Raw genomic sequence first — 19829 nt, 5'->3', positions numbered from 1 at the left:
TCACGCTTTAGGCTTGTCACCGGAGCCGGGCGGGCATGCGGCACAGCGCGCGAGCACTGTGCCGTATGCCCCCGGCGCCGGCACCCCAGCAAAGATCACCTGGCGCCGATGAAGCAAGGCGTACAGATCCACTCAGGAGGACCCCAGTGGCGAAGGCAAAGTTCGAGCGGACTAAGCCGCACGTCAACATCGGCACCATCGGTCACATCGACCACGGTAAGACGACCCTCACGGCCGCCATTACCAAGGTGCTGCACGACGCGTACCCGGACCTGAACGAGGCCTCGGCCTTCGACCAGATCGACAAGGCTCCCGAAGAGCGCCAGCGCGGTATCACCATCTCCATCGCGCACGTCGAGTACCAGACGGAGTCGCGTCACTACGCGCACGTCGACTGCCCGGGTCACGCCGACTACATCAAGAACATGATCACGGGTGCGGCGCAGATGGACGGCGCCATCCTCGTCGTCGCCGCCACCGACGGCCCGATGCCGCAGACCAAGGAGCACGTGCTCCTGGCCCGCCAGGTCGGCGTTCCGTACATCGTCGTCGCCCTGAACAAGGCCGACATGGTGGACGACGAGGAGATCATGGAGCTCGTCGAGCTCGAGGTCCGTGAGCTCCTCTCCGAGTACGAGTTCCCGGGCGACGACCTCCCGGTCGTGCGCGTCTCGGCGCTCAAGGCTCTCGAGGGCGACAAGGAGTGGGGCCAGTCGGTCCTGAACCTGATGGCCGCCGTCGACGAGTCCATCCCGCAGCCCGAGCGTGACGTCGAGAAGCCGTTCCTCATGCCGATCGAGGACGTCTTCACGATCACCGGTCGCGGTACGGTCGTCACCGGCCGCATCGAGCGTGGTGTCCTCAAGGTCAACGAGACCGTCGACATCGTCGGTATCAAGACCGAGAAGACCACCACCACGGTCACCGGCATCGAGATGTTCCGCAAGCTGCTCGACGAGGGCCAGGCCGGTGAGAACGTCGGTCTGCTCCTCCGTGGCATCAAGCGCGAGGACGTCGAGCGCGGCCAGGTCATCATCAAGCCGGGTTCGGTCACGCCGCACACCGAGTTCCAGGCGCAGTCCTACATCCTGTCGAAGGACGAGGGTGGCCGTCACACCCCGTTCTTCAACAACTACCGCCCGCAGTTCTACTTCCGTACCACGGACGTGACGGGCGTTGTGACCCTTCCCGAGGGCACCGAGATGGTCATGCCGGGTGACAACACCCTCATGGACGTCGCGCTGATCCAGCCGGTCGCCATGGAAGAGGGCCTGAAGTTCGCCATCCGTGAGGGTGGCCGGACCGTGGGCGCCGGCCAGGTCACCAAGATCATCAAGTAGTTTCTGCTTGGTCCTTGGACCTGGTGGCTCACTGAGTCGCAAGAAGGGCCCCGCACCTCGTAAGAGGTGCGGGGCCCTTCGCCGTGCCCGGAGCACTCAGGGGTACGCCCCCCCCACATGGATGTAGGGCCCCGGTACCTCAGGGCGGAGAGGTACGGGGGCCCTACGTTTCGAGCGGGACGGCGGGTCGGTCAGGTGCCCGCCGCCCCCAGGGGTGACGGCAGGTCAGACGCCCGCGATGGACTGGATCCAGGAGCGGTACGCGGTGACGTTCGTGTACGCCGTCGTGGTCTGCCGGTCGCTGGTGGAGGCCACGCCGACCTGGATGCCGTTGGCCGTCATCGGGCCGCCGGAGTCGCCGCCGGCGGTGATGCCGTTGCCGCGGCGGGCGCAGATCGCCGAGCCGCCGTACGCGTCACCGCAGCCGCCGGTCACCGTCACGTTGGCGACCTTCAGGTAGCGCGACTGGCAGTTGGCCTCCGAGCCGCACTGCGAGGTGGCGCCCCAGCCCCAGACCTGGACGCTCTGCCCGACGCTCACCGAGCCGGGGTTGCCGAGGCGGGAGTAGGTCGTCTGCACGGAGCGGTCCAGGCGGACCAGGGAGATGTCCGCGCTGTGGTTGTACGTCTGGACGCCGTTGGCCACCACGCCGCCGCTGTGCTGGTCGAGGCTGCCGATGCGGAACGACAGGCCGCCGCCCGTGACACAGTGCCGGGCGGTGAGGATCCAGGTCGGCGCGATGATCGTCGCCGAACAGGTCTCTCTGCCCTGCGAGAAGAGCCGCGCGGCCCAGGGGGCGTTGGACGCCTGGCCGCCGCCGATGATCTGGGTGGTCGGGGGCGGGGCGTCCTGGAGCGGGGGCTGCGGGGCGGCGGTGGCGGCGGGGCTGAGAAGAGCGAGGACGGTGGCCGCGGCGGCGAGGGCAGCGGGAACTAGCCTTGCTATTCGCATGGTTCCTCATTTCGGGGAGCACGCTGAGGGGCGTGTTTGTGGGGGTTGACGGCCCCAGAGTGTCGAAGAACCATTCGGCCGGGTACTAACGCTTTCCCATAACGCCGCGTTATGGCCCGGCGAACGCTAGGTAGCGCCACGGGGCCGTTCCCGCCCCCTAGCCGGCGCTCCCGGGACGCCAGATCCACGGCGCCGCGTCCGGCCCGAACCCCACGACGGTGGGTGCCCCATCCGCCCCGAGGTGGAGCGCGGCCCCGTCCAGTGCCACCGTCCCCCGAGAGCGTACGGCGGTGGATCCGGCGGTACGCAGGCGGAGCGCGCCCTCCGCGTCGCGGCCGAGCAGTACCGGGCCCCGGGGGGTGGGTGCCGCGGCCACCGGACCGTAGCCGTCGAAGTGGGGGGCGGGGGAGTCCGTGCCGGTCACGGCGGTGAGCGCGGCGGCGGCCGCGGCCCGGTAGTAGAGGGCGACCGACCCGTCCGGCGCGGCGACGGCGGCCGGCGCGTGGGAGGGGACCGGGGCCTCGGTGAGCTGGGTACGGGCGGTGACGTCCTGGCCCGGGGCGTCCTGGGTCCAGTGGTGCACGGCATGGTGCCCGGCGGCGTACACGTGCACGCATCCCGCCGCGTCCACCACCGCGGTCAGCCCGTCCTGCACCTCGCCGCCGCCCAGGTCGCGCCACCCGCTCCAGCGCCCGGACCCCGCGTCGCGCACCCGGGTGCTCAGCCCCTTCTCCGCGTTCCGTACGAAGAGGTGGACGCGGCCGTCCGGCGCGGTCACGGCGACCGGCACGCCGATGCGGCGCCCGTGGTCGGGGCCCGTCGCGGGGTTGCCGAGCCCCCGCCACGCGCGGAAGGGGCCGTCCGGCGAGCGCTGCTCCAGCACCACGATCTCGCGCTCGTTGTCCGAGCCGTGCCCGCCGAGCGCCGAGAACCGCAGCCCGAACAGCAGCTGGAGCCCGTCCGCCGTCACCGCCGAGCCCAGCACCGGGGCGAGCGGCCCGCCGCCGAGGTCGTCCGGCGCGTCCCAGACCCCGCTGCCGGGCGCGCTCTCGCGCCACCGCACGGCGCGCAGCCCCAGCACCCCGTACGCGGTGAGCCGGCCGTCCGCCCCCGAGGAGAGGGCCGGGCGGGGGCCCGGGTAGCGGTGGTGGGTGGAGCGGACCCAGCCCTTCCGGTTGGTCAGGGGCCGGTCGCCGCCCACGTTGTAGTCGCCGCAGCCGGACGAGTTGCCGCACTCCCAGTCGGGCGAGCCGCCGTACGGGACGAGGTGGGCGGCCTTCCGCTCCAGCACCTTGGGCGGCAGGTTCTTGGGCCAGTGCCGGTTGTAGTAGCCCCGGAACGAGGAGACCGTGAACCCGGGCACGGGCTCCCCGGCCGCCGTCGCCCGCGCCACCCAGTGGATCAGCGCCGCCCAGGCGAAGCAGCCGGCCGCGGTGTGGTCGGCATGGTCGGAGTACCCGCGCTGCTCACTGTCCCGGCGCCGCTCGTACTCCGAGCTGAACTGGAGGTCCGGATCGGGGTCCAGGGTGTGCACGAGGGTGGGCCGGTACCGCTCCAGCAGCTCGGTGAGGACGTCGACGAGACCGTCGTACGTATACGAACCGGCCCTGTCCAAGGGGGAGTTGTCGGCCACGACGGTAGGCAGCACCAGGCGCCGGTCCTGCCAGAGGCTGGGGAGCCCGAGCCGCCCCCGGCCGGTGTGCATCGCGGTGTTGAGGAAGACCAGCTCGACCCGGCGCTCCCCGTCGGTCAGGACGTCTCTCTCGGCCCGGTGGCCGCCGTGCAGGGGGAGCGCCGACTTCTCCCAGGGCGTGAAGCGGTCGAGGCCGAGGAGCTCGGCGTACGCCTGGCGCAGGCCCTGGTGGCGGGAGGAGGAGTACGCGGCCCGGTCGGGGGCCGGGCGGGGCGCGCCGGGGATCTTGTTGACGCCGTCCGCCTCGCCCGCGGTCAGATACACGCAGACCAGCGGGGTCCCGGCGTCCAGGGCCTGCCGGGTGTCGGGGTTCATGAAGTACAGGTCGTCGTCCGGGTGGGCCAGCAGCTGCATGATCTGCGCCCGCCGGGTGGACGCTATGGCCAGCCCGGGCGCCGGATCCGGCACCGGCCCCCGGCGCCGCGGAGCCGGTACGGCGCATCCGGCGAGCGCGGCGGTCGCGGTGGCCGTCAGGAGGAGCGTGCGCCGGGGCACCCGTATTCGGGACAGGACAGATCGATCCACCACGCCACGCACCCCGTCCGCTCCCGCTTCCCCCGCAGCGGGCGAACGGCCGCCCTGTCCTGCGTACTCCTGGCTCTTCGCACAGGTCAGCGGCTGGTCGGCCGCGCCTGCGGGGGGATAGACGGGGATCGCGGCGGACAGGTTGCCCGGTCAGGGTGTGGGCTTGCGCACCATGAACACGTCGACCGGGTCCTCCCGCTCCAGCGCGAACCCGTGCCGCTGGTACAGCCGCCGGGCGGCGCTCCCTTGCAGCACGTTCAGCCGTACGGGCATCCGCTCGGCGTCCGCCCGGGCCAGGAGCCCGCGCAGCACGGCCGAGCCGATGCCGTGGCCCTGGAGCCCGGGGGAGAGGAGGAAGTTCTCCAGCCACCAGCAGTCCGCGGCCGGCCGCAGCGTGACGCACCCCGCGAAGCCGTCGGGGGTCTCCAGGACCGAGGTGTACGCGGGCACGTACGCGTCCCGCAGCCGCTGCCGTACCCGGTGCTCGTCGTACCGCCCCAGCCGCTCCAGGTCGGGGCGCATGACGACCGCCCGCAGCTCGGCGACGGCCTCGACGTCCTCGGGGAGGGCGGGGCGCAGCTCCCAGCTCGGCAGGGTGTTCGTCGGCATGGCCGGATTCTGTCAGGGGCCCCGGTACCGCCGGATGCGCGCCTGCGTTTGAGCACTCGCTCGCCCGGGGTAGGATTCCCGACTCGATTGGCCAGGCCCGCGCCCCGTATGGCACACTGACCAGGTTGCTCGGTTGAGTGTCAATGCTGCGCGCCTCCCGCCGGGAGGACCGGAAGCGAGTCCCACAGTACTCGTCGGCCCTGTATGGGCCGGACGTACGGGAATCTTCCGGGAAGCAATGCAGGGCGCCGGCCAGGCACCCGGTGGGTGTTCCGCCCCCGGTTCCGCGGTCTCAGGGCCCGCACCCCCTTGGTTGGGATTTCCTTCGGGAGATTTTCGTAGAGGGGATGCGACACGCCCGACCGCGTGGGTCGGAGGAGGAGTCCAGAGAACCCCCGGGTTCCAGAGCGTTACGAGAGACAGGACTACTAGTAGCCATGGCGGGACAGAAGATCCGCATCCGGCTCAAGGCCTACGACCACGAGGTCATCGACTCCTCGGCGAAGAAGATCGTCGAGACGGTGACCCGCACTGGTGCGTCGGTCGCGGGCCCGGTGCCGCTGCCCACTGAGAAGAACGTGTACTGCGTCATCAAGTCGCCGCACAAGTACAAGGACTCTCGCGAGCACTTCGAGATGCGCACGCACAAGCGCCTCATCGACATCCTCGACCCCACGCCGAAGACGGTTGACTCGCTGATGCGCCTCGACCTCCCGGCGGGCGTCGACATCGAGATCAAGCTCTGAGGGGACGGGCCGAGATGAGCAAGAACATCAAGGGCGTCCTGGGCGAGAAGCTCGGCATGACCCAGGTCTGGGACGAGAACAACCGGGTCGTCCCGGTGACCGTCGTCAAGGCCGGGCCGTGCGTCGTGACGCAGGTTCGCACCAACGACAGCGACGGCTACGAAGCGGTCCAGATCGCCTTCGGCGAGATCGACCCGCGCAAGGTGAACAAGCCCCTCAAGGGTCACTTCGCCAAGGCCGACGTCACCCCGCGCCGCCACCTGGTGGAGCTCCGCACCCCTGACGCCAGCGAGTACACGCTGGGCCAGGAGGTCACTGCCGAGGTGTTCGAGTCCGGCGTCAAGGTCGACGTCACGGGCAAGAGCAAGGGCAAGGGCTTCGCCGGTGTCATGAAGCGTCACAACTTCAAGGGCCTCGGCGCCGGGCACGGCACCCAGCGCAAGCACCGTTCCCCCGGTTCCATCGGTGGCTGCGCCACCCCTGGGCGTGTCTTCAAGGGCATGCGCATGGCGGGCCGTATGGGTAACGAGCGCGTCACCACCCAGAACCTGACCATCCACGCGGTTGACGCGGAGAAGGGTCTGCTCCTCATCAAGGGCGCGGTCCCCGGTCCGAACGGCGGCCTCGTCCTGGTCCGTACCGCGGCCAAGGGGGCTTGAGGTAATGAGCACCATTGACATCCTTTCGCCGGCAGGCGACAAGGCCGGTACCGTCGACCTCCCCGCGGAGATCTTCGACGCCAAGACCAGCGTTCCGCTGATCCACCAGGTCGTTGTCGCTCAGCTGGCGGCTGCCCGTCAGGGCACGCACAAGACCAAGCGCCGCGGCGAAGTCCGCGGTGGTGGCAAGAAGCCTTACCGCCAGAAGGGCACCGGCCGCGCCCGTCAGGGTTCGACCCGCGCCCCGCAGTTCGCCGGCGGTGGCGTCGTCCACGGCCCGCAGCCGCGTGACTACGCGCAGCGGACCCCGAAGAAGATGAAGGCCGCCGCCCTGCGCGGTGCCCTCTCGGACCGGGCCCGTCACTCCCGTATCCACGTCGTCACCGGCGTGGTCGAGGGTGCAGCCTCCACGAAGGCCGCCAAGACGCTGCTCGGCAAGATCTCGGAGCGCCAGAACCTGCTCCTGGTCGTCGACCGCGCCGACGAGGCCGCGTGGCTGTCCGCGCGCAACCTGCCCCAGGTGCACATCCTGGAGCCGGGCCAGCTCAACACGTACGACGTGATCGTCTCTGACGACGTGGTCTTCACCCAGGCCGCTTTCGAGTCCTTCGTGTCTGGCCCCCAGACCGCTGAGACCGAAGGGAGCGACGCCTGATGAGCGAGGCGACCGTTACCAGCAAGACGTACTCGGACCCGCGTGACGTTCTCGTCAAGCCCGTGGTCTCCGAGAAGAGCTACGCGCTGCTCGACGAGAACAAGTACACCTTCATCGTCGCGCCGGGCTCCAACAAGACCCAGATCAAGCAGGCCGTGGAAGCGGTCTTCTCGGTCAAGGTCACCGGGGTCAACACGATCAACCGGCAGGGTAAGCGCAAGCGCACCAAGACCGGCTTCGGCAAGCGCTCCGACACGAAGCGCGCCATCGTGACCCTCGCCGAGGGCGACCGTATCGACATCTTCGGCGGCCCGACCTCCTGACGGAGGTCGAGTCGTCCGGAATCGGACGAGGACTGAGAAATGGGTATCCGCAAGTACAAGCCGACGACCCCGGGCCGTCGTGGCTCCAGCGTCGCCGACTTTGTCGAGATCACGCGGTCCACGCCGGAGAAGTCGCTGGTCCGCCCTCTGCACAGCAAGGGCGGCCGTAACAACGCCGGTCGTGTGACCGTTCGCCACCAGGGCGGTGGCCACAAGCGCGCCTACCGAGTGATCGACTTCCGTCGTCACGACAAGGACGGCGTGCCGGCCAAGGTCGCGCACATCGAGTACGACCCGAACCGCACCGCGCGCATCGCGCTGCTGCACTACGCGGACGGCGAGAAGCGTTACATCGTCGCTCCCCGTGGCCTGTCGCAGGGTGACCGTGTCGAGAACGGTCCGGGCGCCGACATCAAGCCGGGCAACAACCTGGCGCTGCGCAACATCCCGGTCGGTACGACCATCCACGCCATCGAGCTGCGGCCCGGCGGCGGCGCGAAGTTCGCCCGTTCCGCGGGTGCCTCCGTGCAGCTGCTGGCGAAGGAGGGCACCATGGCCCACCTTCGTATGCCGTCGGGTGAGATCCGCCTGGTCGACGCGCGCTGCCGCGCGACGATCGGTGAGGTCGGCAACGCCGAGCAGTCGAACATCAACTGGGGCAAGGCCGGCCGCATGCGCTGGAAGGGCGTCCGCCCGACCGTCCGCGGTGTCGCGATGAACCCGGTTGACCACCCGCACGGTGGTGGTGAAGGCAAGACCTCCGGTGGTCGTCACCCGGTCTCGCCGTGGGGTCAGAAGGAGGGTCGTACTCGTTCTCCCAAGAAGGCGAGCAACAAGTACATCGTCCGCCGCCGCAAGACGAACAAGAAGCGCTAGGAGCGGGTTTAGATGCCGCGCAGTCTCAAGAAGGGGCCCTTCGTCGACGGCCACCTCATCAAGAAGGTGGACGTACAGAACGAGGCAGGCACCAAGAACGTCATCAAGACCTGGTCCCGTCGCTCGATGATCGTCCCGGCCATGCTGGGTCACACCATCGCGGTGCACAACGGCAAGATCCACGTCCCGGTGTTCGTCACCGAGTCGATGGTCGGCCACAAGCTCGGTGAGTTCTCGCCGACTCGCACCTTCCGCGGCCACGTCAAGGACGACCGGAAGTCGAAGCGCCGCTAGCGCGGGGTGGAAACGACTATGACTTACACCGAAGGGACAACCATGGAAGCCAGGGCCCAGGCGCGGTACATCCGCGTCACGCCCATGAAGGCCCGCCGAGTGGTGGACCTCATCCGTGGCATGGATGCCACGGAGGCTCAGGCGGTCCTGCGTTTCGCCCCGCAGGCCGCGAGCGTGCCGGTTGGCAAGGTGCTGGACAGCGCCATCGCCAACGCTGCACACAACTACGACCACACCGACGCCTCTTCGCTGGTCATCAGCGAGGCGTACGTGGACGAGGGCCCGACCCTGAAGCGGTTCCGTCCGCGTGCTCAGGGCCGTGCCTACCGGATCCGTAAGCGGACCAGCCACATCACCGTGGTCGTCAGCAGCAAGGAAGGAACCCGGTAATGGGCCAGAAGGTAAACCCGCACGGGTTCCGGCTCGGCATCACCACGGACTTCAAGTCCCGCTGGTACGCCGACAAGCTGTACAAGGACTACGTCAAGGAAGACGTCGCCATTCGTCGCATGATGACGAAGGGCATGGAGCGGGCCGGCATCTCGAAGGTCGAGATCGAGCGCACCCGCGACCGCGTCCGCGTCGACATCCACACCGCCCGTCCGGGCATCGTCATCGGTCGCCGTGGCGCCGAGGCCGATCGCATCCGCGGCGAGCTGGAGAAGCTGACCGGCAAGCAGGTCCAGCTGAACATCCTCGAGGTCAAGAACCCCGAGGTGGACGCTCAGCTGGTGGCCCAGGCCGTCGCCGAGCAGCTCTCCTCCCGCGTCTCCTTCCGTCGGGCCATGCGTAAGAGCATGCAGTCCTCGATGAAGGCCGGCGCCAAGGGCATCAAGATCCAGTGCGGCGGTCGCCTCGGCGGCGCCGAGATGTCCCGCTCGGAGTTCTACCGCGAGGGCCGCGTGCCCCTGCACACGCTCCGCGCGAACGTCGACTACGGCTTCTTCGAGGCCAAGACGACCTTCGGCCGCATCGGCGTGAAGGTCTGGATCTACAAGGGCGACGTCAAGAACATCGCCGAGGTTCGCGCCGAGAACGCCGCGGCCCGCGCCGGCAACCGTCCGGCTCGTGGCGGCACCGACCGCCCGGCCGGCCGTGGTGGCGGCCGTGGTGGCGAGCGTGGCGGTCGCGGCCGTAAGCCGCAGCAGTCGCCGGCAGCCGAGGCCCCCAAGGCCGACGCCCCCGCCGCCGCTGCTCCGGCTGCTGAGAGCACCGGAACGGAGGCCTGACCGAAATGCTGATCCCCCGTAGGGTCAAGCACCGCAAGCAGCACCACCCGAAGCGCAGCGGTATGTCCAAGGGTGGCACGCAGGTTGCGTTCGGCGAGTACGGCATCCAGGCGCTGACCCCGGCGTACGTGACGAACCGTCAGATCGAGTCCGCTCGTATCGCGATGACCCGTCACATCAAGCGTGGCGGCAAGGTCTGGATCAACATCTACCCGGACCGTCCCCTGACGAAGAAGCCTGCCGAGACCCGCATGGGTTCCGGTAAGGGTTCTCCCGAGTGGTGGATCGCGAACGTCAAGCCGGGTCGGGTGATGTTCGAGCTGTCCTACCCGAACGAGAAGATTGCTCGTGAGGCGCTCACCCGCGCTGCTCACAAGCTTCCGATGAAGTGCCGGATCGTTCGGCGCGAGGCAGGTGAGTCGTGATGTCGGCCGGTACCAAGGCGTCCGAGCTGCGCGAGCTGGGCGACGAGGAGCTCCTCAACAAGCTCCGCGAAGCCAAGGAAGAGCTGTTCAACCTCCGCTTCCAGGCGGCGACGGGCCAGCTCGAGAACCACGGCCGGCTCAAGTCCGTCCGTAAGGACATCGCCCGGATCTACACCCTGATGCGCGAGCGCGAGCTGGGCATCGAGACGGTGGAGAGCGTCTGATGAGCGAGAAGACTGTGACTGAGACCAGCAAGATCGACCGCGGCTTCCGCAAGACCCGTGAGGGTCTCGTCGTCAGCGACAAGATGGACAAGACCGTCGTCGTCGCTGTCGAGGACCGCGTCAAGCACGCGCTGTACGGCAAGGTCATCCGCCGTACGAACAAGCTCAAGGCCCACGACGAGCAGAACTCTGCGGGCGTCGGCGACCGCGTCATCATCATGGAGACGCGTCCGCTGTCGGCCTCGAAGCGCTGGCGCATCGTCGAGATCCTCGAGAAGGCCAAGTAATTCCTGAGGGGCATTCCCCTCAGGTCAGTTCCGCCAGGCTCGGTGAGGGTGCTCCGTAAGTCACTTACGGAGCACCCCGCCGGGAACCGGCAGACGATCAGGAGATAGACGTGATCCAGCAGGAGTCGCGACTGCGCGTCGCCGACAACACGGGTGCGAAGGAAATTCTCACCATTCGTGTTCTCGGTGGCTCGGGTCGCCGCTACGCGGGTATCGGTGACGTCATCGTCGCCACCGTCAAGGACGCGATCCCCGGTGGCAACGTGAAGAAGGGTGACGTCGTCAAGGCCGTCATCGTTCGCACCGTCAAGGAGCGTCGTCGTCAGGATGGCTCGTACATCCGCTTCGACGAGAACGCCGCCGTCATTCTGAAGAACGACGGCGACCCCCGCGGCACCCGCATCTTCGGCCCCGTGGGCCGAGAGCTGCGCGAGAAGAAGTTCATGAAGATCATCTCGCTCGCGCCGGAGGTGCTGTAAGCATGAAGATCAAGAAGGGCGACCTGGTTCAGGTCATCACCGGTAAGGACAAGGGCAAGCAGGGCAAGGTCATCGTGGCCTACCCCGCTCAGGACCGCGTCCTCGTCGAGGGTGTCAACCGGGTCAAGAAGCACACCAAGGCCGGTCAGACGGCTCGCGGTTCGCAGACGGGTGGCATTGTCACCACCGAGGCCCCGATCCACGTCAGCAACGTTCAGCTGGTCGTGGAGAAGGACGGCAACAAGGTTGTCACCCGCGTCGGCTACCGCTTTGACGACGAGGGCAACAAGATCCGCGTTGCCAAGCGGACCGGTGAGGACATCTGATGACTGCCACCACTGCGCCGCGTCTCAAGACGCGCTACCGCGAGGAAATCGCCGGCAAGCTGCGTGAGGAGTTCTCGTACGAGAACGTCATGCAGGTTCCCGGTCTGGTCAAGATCGTGGTCAACATGGGTGTGGGCGACGCCGCCCGCGACTCCAAGCTGATCGACGGTGCCGTCAAGGACCTCACCACGATCACCGGTCAGAAGCCGGCCGTCACCAAGGCCCGCAAGTCCATCGCGCAGTTCAAGCTGCGCGAGGGCCAGCCGATCGGCTGCCACGTCACCCTCCGTGGTGACCGGATGTGGGAGTTCCTGGACCGTACGCTGTCGCTCGCGCTGCCGCGTATCCGTGACTTCCGTGGCCTGTCGCCGAAGCAGTTCGACGGCCGTGGCAACTACACCTTCGGTCTCACGGAGCAGGTCATGTTCCACGAGATCGACCAGGACAAGATCGACCGGGTCCGGGGCATGGACATCACCGTGGTCACCACGGCGACCAACGACGACGAGGGTCGTGCCCTCCTTCGTCACCTCGGCTTCCCGTTCAAGGAGAACTGACCGTGGCGAAGAAGGCTCTGATCGCTAAGGCCGCCCGTAAGCCGAAGTTCGGCGTTCGCGGGTACACCCGCTGCCAGCGCTGCGGCCGGCCCCACTCCGTCTACCGCAAGTTCGGCCTGTGCCGCGTGTGCCTTCGTGAGATGGCTCACCGTGGCGAGCTGCCGGGCGTGACCAAGAGCTCCTGGTAACTCTCCTCCGCCCTAGGGCGAAGGGAAGTTCTGGAGACTCTCGGTAAGTATCTGGTCGGCAGGAGCCCCACCTTTCATGCCGTAGGCTAGAAGGGTTGGGCGCCTGCCGCCCACGACCGACTTACTACGCCGTAGGTCCCCGCACCGCACCCGTCCCGCCACTGAGTGGGGAGAGGGATGGCGCATACAGGAAACCCCGGCGAGAGAGGCCGAAGGCCAACTCATGACCATGACTGATCCCATCGCAGACATGCTCACGCGTCTGCGTAACGCGAACTCGGCATATCACGACGATGTCTCGATGCCGCACAGCAAGATCAAGTCGCACATCGCGGAGATCCTCCAGCAGGAGGGCTTCATCACCGGCTGGAAGGTCGAGGACGCCGAGGTCGGCAAGAACCTCGTCCTCGAGCTGAAGTTCGGCCCGAACCGCGAGCGCTCGATCGCCGGCATCAAGCGGATTTCGAAGCCGGGTCTGCGTGTATACGCAAAGTCCACCAACCTGCCGAAGGTCCTCGGCGGTCTGGGCGTGGCGATCATCTCCACGTCCCACGGCCTCCTGACCGGCCAGCAGGCAGGCAAGAAGGGCGTAGGTGGGGAAGTCCTCGCCTACGTCTGGTAGTCGGGAAAGGAAGGAAAGCTCATGTCGCGAATCGGCAAGCTCCCCATCCAGGTTCCCGCCGGTGTGGACGTCACCATCGATGGCCGTACGGTCGCCGTGAAGGGCCCCAAGGGTTCCCTCTCGCACACCGTTGCCGCGCCGATCGAGGTCTCCAAGGGTGAGGACGGCGTTCTCAACGTCACCCGCCCGAACGACGAGCGTCAGAACAAGGCCCTCCACGGCCTGTCCCGCACGCTGGTGGCGAACATGATCACCGGTGTGACCACGGGTTACAGCAAGGCGCTCGAGATCAGCGGTGTCGGTTACCGCGTCCAGGCGAAGGGCTCCAACCTGGAGTTCGCCCTGGGCTACAGCCACCCGATCCTCATCGAGGCTCCGGAAGGCATCACCTTCAAGGTCGAGTCGCCCACGAAGCTCAGCGTCGAGGGCATCGACAAGCAGAAGGTCGGCGAGGTAGCCGCCAACATCCGCAAGCTGCGGAAGCCCGACCCGTACAAGGCCAAGGGCGTCAAGTACGCGGGCGAGGTCATCCGCCGCAAGGTCGGAAAGGCTGGTAAGTAGCCATGGCATACGGTGTGAAGATCGCCAAGGGCGACGCGTACAAGCGTGCCGCTCTCAAGCGCCGCCACATCCGCGTCCGCAAGCACATCTCCGGTTCGCCGGAGCGTCCCCGCTTGGTCGTGACGCGTTCCAACCGCCACATCGTGGCCCAGGTCATCGACGACATCGCGGGCCACACGCTCGCGTCGGCGTCGACCCTGGACACCTCGATCCGTGGTGGCGAGGGTGACAAGAGCGCTCAGGCCCAGCAGGTCGGCGCCCTGGTCGCCGAGCGTGCCAAGGCCGCAGGCGTCGAGGCCGTCGTGTTTGACCGCGGTGGTAACCAGTACGCCGGGCGGATTGCCGCTCTGGCTGACGCCGCCCGTGAAGCCGGGCTGAAGTTCTAAGCCCCGGTTCCTACGCACAGCGGACGTAACAGAGAGAGGTAAATCCAATGGCTGGACCCCAGCGCCGCGGAAGCGGTGCCGGTGGCGGCGAGCGGCGGGACCGGAAGGGCCGTGACGGTGGCGCCAGCGCCGCCGAGAAGACCGCGTACGTCGAGCGCGTCGTCGCGATCAACCGCGTCGCCAAGGTTGTGAAGGGTGGTCGTCGCTTCAGCTTCACCGCGCTGGTCGTGGTGGGCGATGGTGACGGCACCGTCGGTGTCGGATACGGCAAGGCCAAGGAAGTTCCCGCGGCCATCGCCAAGGGTGTCGAAGAGGCCAAGAAGAACTTCTTCAAGGTCCCCCGCATCCAGGGCACCATCCCTCACCCGATCACGGGCGAGAAGGCTGCGGGCGTCGTCCTGCTCAAGCCGGCTTCCCCCGGTACCGGTGTTATCGCCGGTGGCCCGGTGCGTGCCGTGCTCGAGTGCGCCGGCGTTCACGACATCCTGTCGAAGTCGCTTGGCTCGTCCAACGCGATCAACATCGTGCATGCGACCGTGGCGGCCCTCCAGGGCCTGCAGCGTCCCGAGGAGATCGCGGCTCGCCGTGGTCTGCCCCTCGAGGACGTCGCCCCCGCGGCTCTGCTGCGTGCACGTGCGGGAGCGGGTGCGTAATGGCTCGCCTCAAGATCACGCAGACGAAGTCGTACATCGGCAGCAAGCAGAACCACCGCGACACCCTGCGTTCGCTTGGGCTCAAGCGCCTGAACGACTCGGTTGTCAAGGAGGACCGCCCCGAGTTCCGCGGAATGGCCAACACCGTCCGCCACCTCGTGACGGTTGAGGAGGTTGACTGACATGGCGGAGAACAGCCCGCTGAAGGCCCACAACCTCCGGCCTGCCCCGGGCGCCAAGACCGCCAAGACCCGTGTGGGTCGTGGTGAGGCGTCCAAGGGTAAGACCGCAGGCCGTGGTACCAAGGGTACGAAGGCGCGTTACCAGGTTCCGGAGCGCTTCGAGGGTGGCCAGATGCCCCTCCACATGCGTCTCCCGAAGCTCAAGGGCTTCAAGAACCCGTTCCGCACGGAGTACCAGGTCGTGAACCTGGACAAGCTCGCGACGCTCTACCCCGAGGGTGGAGAGGTCACGGTGGCCGACCTGGTCGCCAAGGGCGCTGTGCGCAACAACCACCTCGTCAAGGTCCTCGGACAGGGCGAGATCTCCGTGGCGATCCAGGTTTCGGTTGACGCCGTCTCCGGCTCCGCCAAGGAGAAGATCACCGCCGCCGGCGGTACGGTCACCGAGCTCGTCTGAGCCGCGGGACAGAACTGGGCCTGGTCGGCCGCCTCTTCGGAGGTGGCCGGCCAGGCTTTTTCTTGTTTGTGGCGCTGTACGGGAACCGTAAAGGCTCGGGAAAGGTTGAACGGGTGTCCACCGCGCCGGCGGTGGGGGAGTCCGAGGTCGTTCACGTCCCAATTGGTGTGGCTTGGCCGGTCTTTCACGGCCCGGGGCGGGGAGCAGGCGTTGCACCGGTGTGCAGTGCGTGTTTCCTGCTCAGTCCCGGGCCGGGTAGGGTAGCGCCGTTAATCTTTTGTGGCCTCCTTACGATGTAGGGCTGCCTTGTATCCGAACCCATCCAGTCCCATCCAGACCCGTCGCCTCTGACGCATAGCGCGGGGGTCGCAGGAGGCACCGTGTTCACCGCGTTCGCCCGAGCGTTCAAGACGCCCGACCTGCGCAAGAAGCTGCTCTTCACGCTCGGCATCATCGTGATCTACCGGCTCGGGGCCCACGTCCCGGCACCCGGAGTCGACTACGCGAAGGTGCAGCAGTGCATCGACCAGTCCGATTCGGGTGGACTGCTCGGTCTGATGCAGATGTTCAGCGGTGGCGCCCTGCTGCAGATCACCATCTTCGCGCTCGGCATCATGCCGTACATCACGGCCAGCATCATTCTCCAGCTGCTGACCGTGGTGATCCCCCGGCTGGAAGCCCTCAAGAAGGAGGGGCAGTCCGGCACGGCGAAGATCACGCAGTACACGCGTTATCTGACCATCGCGCTGGCCGTCCTCCAGGGCACCGGCCTCGTCGCCACCGCCCGGAGCGGGGCGCTGTTCCAGAACTGCACCGTGCGGGACCAGATCGTCGCCGACAAGTCGATCTTCACGACCCTGGTGATGGTCATCACCATGACCGCCGGTACGGCCGCCGTCATGTGGCTCGGTGAGCTCATCACCGACAAGGGCATCGGCAACGGCATGTCGATCCTCATGTTCATCTCGATCGCCGCCACGTTCCCCGGCGCCCTGTGGGCCATCAAGGAGAGCGGCAAGCTGGCCGACGGCTGGATCGAGTTCGGCACGGTCATCCTCATCGGCTTCGTGATGGTCGCCCTCGTCGTCTTCGTCGAACAGGCCCAGCGCCGTATCCCGGTGCAGTACGCGAAGCGCATGATCGGGCGCCGTTCCTATGGCGGTACGTCGACGTACATCCCGCTCAAGGTGAACCAGGCGGGTGTGATTCCCGTCATCTTCGCCTCGTCGCTGCTCTTCATCCCGTCGCTGATCGTCCAGTTCTCCGGATCCACCGCAGGGTGGGCCACCTGGATCCAGGACCACTTCGTGACGGGTAACCACCCGTACTACATCTCGGTGTACTTCGTACTCATCGTGTTCTTCGCCTTCTTCTACGTCGCCATTTCGTTCAACCCCGACGAAGTCGCCGACAACATGAAGAAGTATGGTGGCTTCATCCCGGGCATCCGGGCAGGTCGACCTACTGCCGAGTACCTGAGCTACGTGCTCAACAGGATCACTTGGCCGGGCTCGCTGTACCTGGGCCTGATCGCTCTTGTGCCGACGATGGCGTTGGCAGGCTTCGGCGGTGCGAACCAGAACTTCCCGTTCGGCGGGACGAGCATCCTCATCATCGTGGGTGTGGGTCTGGAAACCGTGAAGCAGATCGAGAGTCAGCTCCAGCAGCGCAATTACGAAGGGTTCCTCCGCTGATGCGAATCGTCCTCGTCGGGCCTCCGGGTGCCGGCAAGGGAACGCAGGCTGCGTACCTTGCCGAGAACCTGTCGATTCCGCACATCTCCACGGGCGACCTCTTCCGCGCCAACATCAGCCAGGGCACCGACCTTGGCAAGCAGGCCCGCGCCTACATGGACGCAGGCCAGCTGGTGCCGGACGAAGTCACCATCGGGATGGCCAAGGACCGCATGGCCCAGCCGGACGCCGTGAACGGCTTCCTGCTGGACGGCTTCCCGCGGAACGTGGGCCAGGCCGAAGCCCTTGACGTGATGCTCAAGGACGAGGGCGTGAAGCTGGACGCGGTCCTCGATCTCGAGGTCCCCGAGGACGAGGTCGTGAAGCGGATCGCGGGCCGCCGCATCTGCCGCAACGACAGCGCGCACGTCTTCCACGCGACGTACAACAAGCCGAAGACCGAGGGTGTCTGCGACACCTGCGGCGGCGAGCTGTACCAGCGGGACGACGACAGCGAGGAGACGGTCCGGACGCGGCTGGAGGTCTACCACACGCAGACCGAGCCGATCATCGACTACTACCGGGCCCAGGGCCTGGTGGTGACCATCTCCGCGCTCGGCAAGGTCACCGAGGTGACCGCGCGTGCCATGGCGGCGCTGAAGCAGTCCGACGAGGGCTGAGCCACACCCCGTACCACCGCTGTGCAGCCGGCCGCGGCGCCCCAGGGCGCCGCGGCCGGCTGTTTGCGCCCGTATCGTTGAGGGGACCGCAGCGGGCCCGTGACCCGTCACCCGTAGATGCAGAGAGGCGCCGAGCAATGGTGCAGATCAAGACCCCCGAGCAGATCGCGAAGATGCGCGAGGCGGGGCTGGTGGTCGCTGCCATTCACGCGGCCACCCGTGAGGCGGCCGTGCCCGGCGCCACCACGCACGACCTGGACCAGGTCGCCCGCAAGGTGATCGCCGACCACGGGGCGAAGTCGAACTTCCTCGGGTACGGCGGGTTCCCCGCGACCATCTGCACCTCGGTCAACGAGGTTGTGGTCCACGGCATCCCGGACGAGAAGACGGTCCTCAAGGACGGCGACATCATCTCGATCGACGCCGGCGCCATCGTGGACGGCTGGCACGGCGACGCCGCGTACACCGCCTTCGTGGGCACCGGTCACGCTCCGGAGCTGGTGGAGCTCTCCCGGGTGACCGAGGAGTCGATGTGGGCCGGGATCGCCGCGATGAAGGTGAACAACCGCCTCGTCGACATCTCCAAGGCGATCGAGTCCTACATCCGCCGCCAGCCCCGCCCGGCCACCGGCAAGTACGGGATCATCGAGGATTTCGGCGGCCACGGCATCGGCACCGAGATGCACATGGACCCGCACCTGCTGAACTACGTCTCCCGTAAGCGCGGCAAGGGCATCAAGCTGGTCCCAGGCGTCTGCCTGGCGATCGAGCCCATGGTCTCGCTCGGCACGGCCCGTACGGAGACCCTTGCCGACGACTGGACGGTCATCACGACGGACGGCACCTGGTCCTCGCACTGGGAGCACTCCATCGCCCTGACGGAGCAGGGGCCGCTGGTCCTGACCGCCCCGGACTGCGGAAAGGCGAAACTCGCGGAGTACGGGATCGAGGCCGCGCCCGACCCACTGGCCTGATCCGCCCCCCGCCGACCTGATGCAACCCCTCCGGTAGGTCTAAGGATCACCGGCAGTGGGCAAACTTGACGGATTCGTCTTTTGGAGTCCGCTGACGTAGACTGACTCGTCGGCTCTGGTGCATCCGTGTGTCTGCATGCAATCGCATGTACGGCACAAGATCACGAGAGCCGATCAAGGTAGCCGATTCGAAAGGCGAAGCGTGGCCAAGAAGCAAGGTGCCATCGAGATTGAGGGCACCGTGATCGAGTCCCTCCCGAACGCAATGTTCAAGGTGGAGCTCCAGAACGGTCACAAGGTCCTGGCGCACATCAGCGGCAAGATGCGGATGCACTACATCCGTATCCTCCCGGATGACCGGGTCGTGGTGGAGCTCTCTCCGTACGACCTGACGCGTGGCCGGATCGTCTACCGCTACAAGTAGATCTTGCCCGCACCCCGTTTCGGCGTGGTGATGGCACTGACCCGGAGAACCTGACATCCCATGAAGGTCAAGCCGAGCGTCAAGAAGATCTGCGACAAGTGCAAGGTGATCCGCCGTCACGGTCGGGTCATGGTCATCTGCGACAACCTGCGCCACAAGCAGCGCCAGGGCTGACGCACGACCGCCTGCATCTCGCAGTTCTTCGCGCGACGCACGTAATCACGTACATACGCAGAGCCCGTCCAAGCCACGGCTGACGACACCTCCGGCGGGGGCCGGAGACCCGGACGTACCACCTCTCCCAGCGAGGGGTCGGCGGTCGGGAGTGGCCCTGCGGAAGACCCCCGACATAACAACTGGAGCCATTGAATGGCACGCGTTTCAGGTGTTGACATCCCGCGCGAAAAGCGCGTGGAGGTTGCCCTCACCTACGTCTTCGGTATCGGGCGCACCCGGTCCAAGGAGATCCTCGCCTCGACCGGTGTGAACCCCAACACCCGCGTTCGTGACCTGGCCGAAGAGGACCTGGTCAAGATCCGCGAGTACGTGGACGCCAACCTCCGCACCGAGGGTGACCTCCGCCGTGAGGTCCAGGGTGACATCCGCCGCAAGATCGAGATCGGCTGCTACCAGGGCATTCGTCACCGCCGTGGTCTGCCGGTGCACGGTCAGCGCACCAGCACGAACGCGCGTACCCGCAAGGGCCCGCGTCGCGCCATCGCCGGTAAGAAGAAGCCGGGCAAGAAGTAGTCCTCAGCGGACGCACTGTGCCGACCGGATCTCCGGACCGGCGCAGCAACCAGCGGTCTTCGCTGTAGGACCGATCACCTC

Annotated in this window: 31 protein-coding genes; 28 read left to right on the top strand and 3 right to left on the bottom strand. The window is 67.2% G+C overall.

Translation table 11 applies throughout. The features are described from left to right. Positions 1 to 146 precede the first annotated feature (146 nt). Positions 147 to 1340, top strand: a complete 1194-nt coding sequence (tuf, locus tag IF17_RS0103245; protein WP_015610719.1) for an elongation factor Tu — start codon at positions 147 to 149, stop codon at positions 1338 to 1340. A gap of 225 nt (positions 1341 to 1565) precedes the next feature. Here tuf and IF17_RS0103240 read toward each other — a convergent pair whose 3' ends face one another. The 3 genes from IF17_RS0103240 to IF17_RS0103230 all read right to left on the bottom strand — a co-directional run bounded on the left by IF17_RS0103240 (position 1566) and on the right by IF17_RS0103230 (position 5118). Further along, a complete protein-coding gene (locus IF17_RS0103240) occupies positions 1566 to 2291 on the bottom strand; it encodes a S1 family peptidase (RefSeq protein WP_030561908.1) in 726 nt (241 codons plus the stop codon). Between the two features lie 157 nt (positions 2292 to 2448). Next, complete coding sequence (locus tag IF17_RS0103235; protein WP_030561906.1) at positions 2449 to 4479, bottom strand: PIG-L family deacetylase; 2031 nt, start codon at positions 4477 to 4479, stop codon at positions 2449 to 2451. A gap of 180 nt (positions 4480 to 4659) precedes the next feature. Next, entirely contained in the window at positions 4660 to 5118 is a 459-nt protein-coding gene (locus IF17_RS0103230; RefSeq protein ID WP_030561904.1) for a GNAT family N-acetyltransferase, read from the bottom strand. 437 nt (positions 5119 to 5555) lie between these two features. On the opposite strand from IF17_RS0103230, the gene rpsJ reads away from it, so the two are divergent. From rpsJ to rpsM, 27 genes are all read left to right on the top strand, one after another. Then, on the top strand, positions 5556 to 5864 hold the full coding sequence (gene rpsJ / locus IF17_RS0103225) for a 30S ribosomal protein S10 (protein ID WP_003948644.1): 309 nt from the start codon (positions 5556 to 5558) through the stop codon (positions 5862 to 5864). A 14-nt stretch (positions 5865 to 5878) separates the two neighbouring features. Further along, the gene (gene rplC / locus IF17_RS0103220) at positions 5879 to 6523 is read left to right on the top strand and encodes a 50S ribosomal protein L3 (protein WP_003966960.1); all 645 of its coding nucleotides are present in this window, start codon (positions 5879 to 5881) and stop codon (positions 6521 to 6523) included. 4 nt (positions 6524 to 6527) lie between these two features. After that, positions 6528 to 7178, top strand: a complete 651-nt coding sequence (gene rplD / locus IF17_RS0103215) for a 50S ribosomal protein L4 (protein WP_030561902.1) — start codon at positions 6528 to 6530, stop codon at positions 7176 to 7178. Next, positions 7178 to 7501 (top strand): 50S ribosomal protein L23, encoded by a 324-nt coding sequence (gene rplW / locus IF17_RS0103210; protein WP_007446738.1) that lies wholly within the window; start codon positions 7178 to 7180, stop codon positions 7499 to 7501. The genes rplD and rplW overlap by 1 nt, the downstream gene beginning before the upstream one ends. A 39-nt stretch (positions 7502 to 7540) precedes the next feature. Further along, a complete protein-coding gene (gene rplB / locus IF17_RS0103205; protein ID WP_018510594.1) occupies positions 7541 to 8377 on the top strand; it encodes a 50S ribosomal protein L2 in 837 nt (278 codons plus the stop codon). 12 nt (positions 8378 to 8389) lie between these two features. Next, a complete protein-coding gene (gene rpsS, locus IF17_RS0103200) occupies positions 8390 to 8671 on the top strand; it encodes a 30S ribosomal protein S19 (protein ID WP_003966956.1) in 282 nt (93 codons plus the stop codon). A gap of 42 nt (positions 8672 to 8713) precedes the next feature. Continuing rightward, positions 8714 to 9061 carry a 50S ribosomal protein L22 gene (gene rplV / locus IF17_RS0103195; RefSeq protein WP_004571827.1) on the top strand — a complete coding sequence of 116 codons (348 nt, stop codon included), beginning with the start codon at positions 8714 to 8716 and terminating at the stop codon, positions 9059 to 9061. Next, positions 9061 to 9900 carry a 30S ribosomal protein S3 gene (gene rpsC, locus IF17_RS0103190; protein WP_018510593.1) on the top strand — a complete coding sequence of 280 codons (840 nt, stop codon included), beginning with the start codon at positions 9061 to 9063 and terminating at the stop codon, positions 9898 to 9900. The genes rplV and rpsC overlap by 1 nt, the downstream gene beginning before the upstream one ends. Before the next feature lie 5 nt (positions 9901 to 9905). Continuing rightward, positions 9906 to 10325, top strand: a complete 420-nt coding sequence (gene rplP / locus IF17_RS0103185) for a 50S ribosomal protein L16 (protein WP_003966953.1) — start codon at positions 9906 to 9908, stop codon at positions 10323 to 10325. Beyond that, a complete protein-coding gene (gene rpmC / locus IF17_RS0103180) occupies positions 10325 to 10549 on the top strand; it encodes a 50S ribosomal protein L29 (protein WP_015610729.1) in 225 nt (74 codons plus the stop codon). Before rplP ends, rpmC begins: the two co-directional genes overlap by 1 nt. After that, the gene (rpsQ, locus tag IF17_RS0103175; RefSeq protein ID WP_030561901.1) at positions 10549 to 10836 is read left to right on the top strand and encodes a 30S ribosomal protein S17; all 288 of its coding nucleotides are present in this window, start codon (positions 10549 to 10551) and stop codon (positions 10834 to 10836) included. Before rpmC ends, rpsQ begins: the two co-directional genes overlap by 1 nt. Before the next feature lie 110 nt (positions 10837 to 10946). Next, the gene (rplN, locus tag IF17_RS0103170; RefSeq protein WP_003966950.1) at positions 10947 to 11315 is read left to right on the top strand and encodes a 50S ribosomal protein L14; all 369 of its coding nucleotides are present in this window, start codon (positions 10947 to 10949) and stop codon (positions 11313 to 11315) included. A gap of 2 nt (positions 11316 to 11317) precedes the next feature. Then, positions 11318 to 11641 carry a 50S ribosomal protein L24 gene (rplX, locus tag IF17_RS0103165; RefSeq protein WP_003966949.1) on the top strand — a complete coding sequence of 108 codons (324 nt, stop codon included), beginning with the start codon at positions 11318 to 11320 and terminating at the stop codon, positions 11639 to 11641. After that, entirely contained in the window at positions 11641 to 12198 is a 558-nt protein-coding gene (gene rplE, locus IF17_RS0103160) for a 50S ribosomal protein L5 (protein WP_003966948.1), read from the top strand. Before rplX ends, rplE begins: the two co-directional genes overlap by 1 nt. Before the next feature lie 2 nt (positions 12199 to 12200). After that, positions 12201 to 12386, top strand: a complete 186-nt coding sequence (locus tag IF17_RS0103155; protein ID WP_003948630.1) for a type Z 30S ribosomal protein S14 — start codon at positions 12201 to 12203, stop codon at positions 12384 to 12386. Between the two features lie 223 nt (positions 12387 to 12609). Further along, positions 12610 to 13008: a 30S ribosomal protein S8 gene (gene rpsH, locus IF17_RS0103150; protein ID WP_007446728.1), complete on the top strand. Its 399-nt coding sequence runs from the start codon at positions 12610 to 12612 to the stop codon at positions 13006 to 13008. A gap of 21 nt (positions 13009 to 13029) precedes the next feature. Beyond that, a complete protein-coding gene (gene rplF, locus IF17_RS0103145) occupies positions 13030 to 13569 on the top strand; it encodes a 50S ribosomal protein L6 (protein ID WP_018510592.1) in 540 nt (179 codons plus the stop codon). Positions 13570 to 13571: 2 nt separating this feature from the next. After that, positions 13572 to 13955, top strand: a complete 384-nt coding sequence (rplR, locus tag IF17_RS0103140; RefSeq protein WP_015610732.1) for a 50S ribosomal protein L18 — start codon at positions 13572 to 13574, stop codon at positions 13953 to 13955. Positions 13956 to 14002: 47 nt separating this feature from the next. Beyond that, positions 14003 to 14608, top strand: coding sequence for a 30S ribosomal protein S5 (gene rpsE / locus IF17_RS0103135; protein WP_003966944.1), 606 nt, complete (start codon positions 14003 to 14005; stop codon positions 14606 to 14608). Next, entirely contained in the window at positions 14608 to 14790 is a 183-nt protein-coding gene (gene rpmD / locus IF17_RS0103130) for a 50S ribosomal protein L30 (protein WP_015610734.1), read from the top strand. The genes rpsE and rpmD overlap by 1 nt, the downstream gene beginning before the upstream one ends. A gap of 1 nt (position 14791) precedes the next feature. Next, complete coding sequence (rplO, locus tag IF17_RS0103125) at positions 14792 to 15247, top strand: 50S ribosomal protein L15 (protein ID WP_030561900.1); 456 nt, start codon at positions 14792 to 14794, stop codon at positions 15245 to 15247. A 380-nt stretch (positions 15248 to 15627) separates the two neighbouring features. Next, entirely contained in the window at positions 15628 to 16941 is a 1314-nt protein-coding gene (gene secY, locus IF17_RS0103120) for a preprotein translocase subunit SecY (protein WP_018510590.1), read from the top strand. Further along, the gene (locus IF17_RS0103115; protein WP_030561899.1) at positions 16941 to 17600 is read left to right on the top strand and encodes an adenylate kinase; all 660 of its coding nucleotides are present in this window, start codon (positions 16941 to 16943) and stop codon (positions 17598 to 17600) included. The genes secY and IF17_RS0103115 overlap by 1 nt, the downstream gene beginning before the upstream one ends. Before the next feature lie 137 nt (positions 17601 to 17737). Next, positions 17738 to 18574 carry a type I methionyl aminopeptidase gene (gene map, locus IF17_RS0103110; protein WP_030561898.1) on the top strand — a complete coding sequence of 279 codons (837 nt, stop codon included), beginning with the start codon at positions 17738 to 17740 and terminating at the stop codon, positions 18572 to 18574. Between the two features lie 202 nt (positions 18575 to 18776). Beyond that, entirely contained in the window at positions 18777 to 18998 is a 222-nt protein-coding gene (infA, locus tag IF17_RS0103105) for a translation initiation factor IF-1 (RefSeq protein ID WP_003956442.1), read from the top strand. A 60-nt stretch (positions 18999 to 19058) separates the two neighbouring features. Then, positions 19059 to 19172: a 50S ribosomal protein L36 gene (gene rpmJ / locus IF17_RS0103100; protein WP_003956441.1), complete on the top strand. Its 114-nt coding sequence runs from the start codon at positions 19059 to 19061 to the stop codon at positions 19170 to 19172. 195 nt (positions 19173 to 19367) lie between these two features. Then, complete coding sequence (rpsM, locus tag IF17_RS0103095) at positions 19368 to 19748, top strand: 30S ribosomal protein S13 (RefSeq protein ID WP_018510587.1); 381 nt, start codon at positions 19368 to 19370, stop codon at positions 19746 to 19748. The last annotated feature ends 81 nt before the right edge of the window (positions 19749 to 19829 follow it).

This window comes from Streptomyces cyaneofuscatus, assembly GCF_000718135.1.
Classification (GTDB): domain Bacteria; phylum Actinomycetota; class Actinomycetes; order Streptomycetales; family Streptomycetaceae; genus Streptomyces; species Streptomyces cyaneofuscatus.
Note: the sequence above shows the minus strand (reverse complement) of the source record. Positions and strands in the feature narration are given on the sequence as shown.

What these genes read in the sequence shown, in the direction of transcription:
- rplB (WP_018510594.1), top strand. Translation starts at nt 7,541, where the DNA reads ATGGGTATCCGCAAGTACAAGCCGACGACCCCGGGCCGTCGTGGCTCC.
- IF17_RS0103115 (WP_030561899.1), top strand. Translation starts at nt 16,941, where the DNA reads ATGCGAATCGTCCTCGTCGGGCCTCCGGGTGCCGGCAAGGGAACGCAG.
- rplE (WP_003966948.1), top strand. Translation starts at nt 11,641, where the DNA reads ATGACTGCCACCACTGCGCCGCGTCTCAAGACGCGCTACCGCGAGGAA.
- IF17_RS0103230 (WP_030561904.1), bottom strand. Translation starts at nt 5,118, where the DNA reads ATGCCGACGAACACCCTGCCGAGCTGGGAGCTGCGCCCCGCCCTCCCC.
- rplP (WP_003966953.1), top strand. Translation starts at nt 9,906, where the DNA reads ATGCTGATCCCCCGTAGGGTCAAGCACCGCAAGCAGCACCACCCGAAG.
- rpsM (WP_018510587.1), top strand. Translation starts at nt 19,368, where the DNA reads ATGGCACGCGTTTCAGGTGTTGACATCCCGCGCGAAAAGCGCGTGGAG.
- rpmJ (WP_003956441.1), top strand. Translation starts at nt 19,059, where the DNA reads ATGAAGGTCAAGCCGAGCGTCAAGAAGATCTGCGACAAGTGCAAGGTG.
- rplV (WP_004571827.1), top strand. Translation starts at nt 8,714, where the DNA reads ATGGAAGCCAGGGCCCAGGCGCGGTACATCCGCGTCACGCCCATGAAG.
- rplD (WP_030561902.1), top strand. Translation starts at nt 6,528, where the DNA reads ATGAGCACCATTGACATCCTTTCGCCGGCAGGCGACAAGGCCGGTACC.
- rpsQ (WP_030561901.1), top strand. Translation starts at nt 10,549, where the DNA reads ATGAGCGAGAAGACTGTGACTGAGACCAGCAAGATCGACCGCGGCTTC.
- rpmD (WP_015610734.1), top strand. Translation starts at nt 14,608, where the DNA reads ATGGCTCGCCTCAAGATCACGCAGACGAAGTCGTACATCGGCAGCAAG.
- rplX (WP_003966949.1), top strand. Translation starts at nt 11,318, where the DNA reads ATGAAGATCAAGAAGGGCGACCTGGTTCAGGTCATCACCGGTAAGGAC.
- rpsH (WP_007446728.1), top strand. Translation starts at nt 12,610, where the DNA reads ATGACCATGACTGATCCCATCGCAGACATGCTCACGCGTCTGCGTAAC.
- rplC (WP_003966960.1), top strand. Translation starts at nt 5,879, where the DNA reads ATGAGCAAGAACATCAAGGGCGTCCTGGGCGAGAAGCTCGGCATGACC.
- rplW (WP_007446738.1), top strand. Translation starts at nt 7,178, where the DNA reads ATGAGCGAGGCGACCGTTACCAGCAAGACGTACTCGGACCCGCGTGAC.
- rpmC (WP_015610729.1), top strand. Translation starts at nt 10,325, where the DNA reads ATGTCGGCCGGTACCAAGGCGTCCGAGCTGCGCGAGCTGGGCGACGAG.
- rpsS (WP_003966956.1), top strand. Translation starts at nt 8,390, where the DNA reads ATGCCGCGCAGTCTCAAGAAGGGGCCCTTCGTCGACGGCCACCTCATC.
- rplO (WP_030561900.1), top strand. Translation starts at nt 14,792, where the DNA reads ATGGCGGAGAACAGCCCGCTGAAGGCCCACAACCTCCGGCCTGCCCCG.
- rpsE (WP_003966944.1), top strand. Translation starts at nt 14,003, where the DNA reads ATGGCTGGACCCCAGCGCCGCGGAAGCGGTGCCGGTGGCGGCGAGCGG.
- rplF (WP_018510592.1), top strand. Translation starts at nt 13,030, where the DNA reads ATGTCGCGAATCGGCAAGCTCCCCATCCAGGTTCCCGCCGGTGTGGAC.
- map (WP_030561898.1), top strand. Translation starts at nt 17,738, where the DNA reads ATGGTGCAGATCAAGACCCCCGAGCAGATCGCGAAGATGCGCGAGGCG.
- rpsC (WP_018510593.1), top strand. Translation starts at nt 9,061, where the DNA reads ATGGGCCAGAAGGTAAACCCGCACGGGTTCCGGCTCGGCATCACCACG.
- IF17_RS0103240 (WP_030561908.1), bottom strand. Translation starts at nt 2,291, where the DNA reads ATGCGAATAGCAAGGCTAGTTCCCGCTGCCCTCGCCGCCGCGGCCACC.
- rpsJ (WP_003948644.1), top strand. Translation starts at nt 5,556, where the DNA reads ATGGCGGGACAGAAGATCCGCATCCGGCTCAAGGCCTACGACCACGAG.
- rplR (WP_015610732.1), top strand. Translation starts at nt 13,572, where the DNA reads ATGGCATACGGTGTGAAGATCGCCAAGGGCGACGCGTACAAGCGTGCC.